This is a genomic window from Streptomyces sp. ATLC9, from assembly GCF_057196705.1.
Window position 1 is genome coordinate 1 of record NZ_JBXUOY010000418.1, and the last position, 3,075, is coordinate 3,075.

At 76.5% G+C, this 3,075-nt stretch carries 2 protein-coding genes; one reads left to right on the forward strand and one right to left on the reverse strand.

Going from position 1 to position 3,075, the window contains the following annotated elements; translation table 11 throughout:
- The first annotated feature begins 397 nt into the window (after nucleotides 1–397).
- On the forward strand, nucleotides 398–1,921 hold the full coding sequence (locus AC2CJA_RS25685; protein WP_484605061.1) for a lytic transglycosylase domain-containing protein: 1,524 nt from the start codon (nucleotides 398–400) through the stop codon (nucleotides 1,919–1,921).
- 29 nt (nucleotides 1,922–1,950) lie between these two features.
- Here AC2CJA_RS25685 and AC2CJA_RS25690 read toward each other — a convergent pair.
- Nucleotides 1,951–3,075, reverse strand: a 1,125-nt coding sequence (locus AC2CJA_RS25690) for an ATP-dependent helicase C-terminal domain-containing protein (protein ID WP_484605062.1), incomplete at its 5' end; no start/stop codon positions are given.

A 3,075-nucleotide genomic window follows, 5' to 3' on the forward strand; every position in this document is an offset into this window, starting at 1 on the left:
GCGCGGCGCGCCCCCCCCCCGCCCCCCCGCCCGCGCCCCCCCCCCCCCCCCCCCCCACCGCGGCCGGCGGACACCGGAAGCGCTCGCGGGGCGGCCCGCCGCGAGGGAGGGCGGACGGCCGCGAGGGAGGGTGGACGGCGGTGAACGTCCGGTGGAACGGTCGTGTGCGTTGCCGCGTCGTCCTCGGGTGTGGTGGATCGGGTGTCGAACTTGCCGTAGTGTCCCGCTCGTTACCCCTCGCGGGGAGGCGGTGCGGCCGGAGCACGGACACGCGGCGGGCGCCGGGCGAACCGGACAGGCACAGGACGTACACAACCGTACAGAGCGTCCGAGAGGGGCACCGCACACGGAAGGTGCGGCGAGGCAGCGCGGGACAACAGCGTGGAGGGTCTGGCAGATGGCGGCTCGGCGGCTCGTGGGCAGGGTCCGAAGGGGCGTTACCAGCACCGCGGTGGCGGCGGCGGCGATGGCCGCGCTCACCGCCTCACAGGGGCCCGGCCTGGAACTGGTGCAGCCCGGTGGCAGGGAGGCGGCCGGTTCCCCGGAGAACCCCGACCTCCCCGCGGACGGCGACTCCCCCTACCACACCGATCTTCCGCCACTGGTCAAGCCGGACAAGCCCGGTTCCTCCAGCGACCTGCCGGACGTCACCGGCCCCGCCGAGTCCGGCATACCCGCCACCGTTCTGGCCGCCTACAAGCGGGCGGAGCGGAGCCTGGGGGAGGAGCGGCCCGGCTGCAATCTTCCCTGGCAACTCCTGGCCGCGATAGGCAAAGTGGAGTCCGGGCAGGCACGTGGCGGAGCCGTGGACGCCCAGGGCACCACCCACAAGCCGATTCTGGGGCCGGCGCTCAACGGTGTGGGCTTCGCGCACATCTCGGACACCGACGGTGGCGCGTACGACGGCGACACCCGTTACGACCGGGCCGTCGGGCCGATGCAGTTCATCCCGTCCACCTGGGCCGGCTGGGGCGCGGACGGCAACGGAGACGGCCGCAAGGACCCGAACAACATCTACGACGCGGCCCTCGCCGCCGGGCGCTATCTGTGTGCGGGCGGCAGGGATCTGTCGGACCCGGCCGACCTGGAACGAGCCGTCCTCAGCTACAACCGGTCGCGGGAGTACCTGCGGACGGTGCTGTCCTGGCTGGACTTCTACCGCAAGGGCGTCCACCAGGTTCCCGACGGCGAGGGGGAGCTGCCCGACAGCCCCGGCGCGGGCAACGAGTCGCGGCCGGTCGGCGAGCCTGCGGGTGACTCCAACGGATATCCGGGCGACAAGGGCGGCGACGGCGGCGGTGAGAAGGGCGAGGACGAGAAGCCCTCGCCGAAGCCGCCCGTCTCCGAGGAAGGTACGGTCACCCCTCTCCCGCCCGGGGACTCCGAGGAGCCGGGCGACCCGGAGGAACCGGAGGAGCCGGGGGAGCCGGGCGACCCGGAGGAGCCGGGGGAGCCGGGCGACCCGGAGGAGCCGGAGGAGCCGGGCGACCCGGAGGAGCCGGGCGACCCGGAGGAACCGGAGGAGCCGGGCGACCCGGAGGAACCCGAGGACCCGGAGGACCCGGAGGACCCGGAGGAGCCGGGTGACCCGGAGGAACCCGAGGAGCCGGAGTGCCCGGTGGACCCGGAGGAGCCCGGCGAGAGCACCGAGGAGCCCGCGGGCTCACCTTCCCAGGCCCCGACCGGGGAGCCGGGCGAGGACCCCGAGGACCCCGAGGACCCCGAGGACTCGGAGGAGCCCGAGGACCCCGAGGAGCCCGGAGAGGACGAGGAGAACCCCTGCGGGGACGAGGACCCCGAGGGTTCGGAGGACCCGGACGAGCCGGGGGAGGGCGAGGACGGCAGCGGACAGCAGGACGAGGACCGGCAGGCTCCCGCTCCGACCGCCGACGCCACCGTCCAGGCCCGCCAGGAGGACTGAACCGGCGGCCGCGGCACCGCGGCCGCCGCTCAGCGCCCCTGCCCGGAGGCCCTCCGTGCCGCGGCGGTCGTACGCCCGGTCGGTTCCGCGGTCGCCGGATCCTCCGGCCAGGGGTGCCTGGGGTAGCGGCCGCGCAGCTCGGCCCGCACCGACCGGTAGCCGTCGCGCCAGAACGACGCCAGGTCCGCGGTCACGGCCGCCGGCCGTCCCGCGGGCGACAGCAGATGCACCAGCAGCGGCACCCGGCCGTCCGCCAGCCGGGGCGCCTCCTGCCAGCCGAACAGCTCCTGGAGTTTGACCGCGAGCACCGGCCGCTCACCGCCGTAGTCCACACGTATCCGCGAGCCCGAGGGCACCTCGATCCGTTCCGGCGCCAGTTCGTCCAGCCGGGCCGCGTCCCCGGAGGCCCAGGGCAGCAGCGCGTTCAGCAGCCGCCCGGCGTCCGCGCGCTCCAGATCGGCCCGTTGCCGCGCCGGGCCCAGCACCCCGCCCAGCCACTCGTCCGCCCGGTCCAGCAGCGCCTCGTCCGACACGTCCGGCCACGGGTCGCCCAGTTCCCGGTGGAGGAACGCCAGCCGCTGCCGCAGTGACCCGGCCTCCCCGGTCCAGCGCAGCAGCCCCAGGCCCTCGCGCCGCAACCCCTCCAGCAGAGCCGCCCGCACCGGCGTGGGGCCGGGGTCGCGCAGAGGGCGGGAGGACAGTTCGATCGAGCCCAGCCGCTCCACACGCCGGGCGACCACATCGCGCCGCCCGGCGGACCAGCCGACCTCCTCGGCCTCCGAGCGCAGCGCCCCGGCAGCCTCCCGCGCCGTGCCCTCGTCGACCGCCGCGGCCAGCCGTATCCGCGCGGAGGCGGTTCCCACGGGCCGGTCCGCGACGGCGACCGCCAGCCAGGAGGCGTCGCGCAGCGCTGAACCGGGGGCGAGCTCGGCGCGGGTGCCGGAGGCCATCAGGTACGCCCGTTCGCCGCGTGAGCGCGCCACCCGTTCGGGGAAGGCCAGCGCCACCACCAGCCCGGCGGCCGTGTCGTCGGCCGCCTCGGGGGAGCCCGCTCCTCCCCGCCCGCCGGGCAGGGAGTCCTCCAGCCGGCGTGCCTCCCGGCGCCAGCGGGCGGCGTACGCGTCCCGGCCCCGGCGCGCGGCGCGCCACACCGC

What these genes read in the sequence shown, in the direction of transcription:
- AC2CJA_RS25685 (WP_484605061.1), top strand. Translation starts at nt 398, where the DNA reads ATGGCGGCTCGGCGGCTCGTGGGCAGGGTCCGAAGGGGCGTTACCAGC.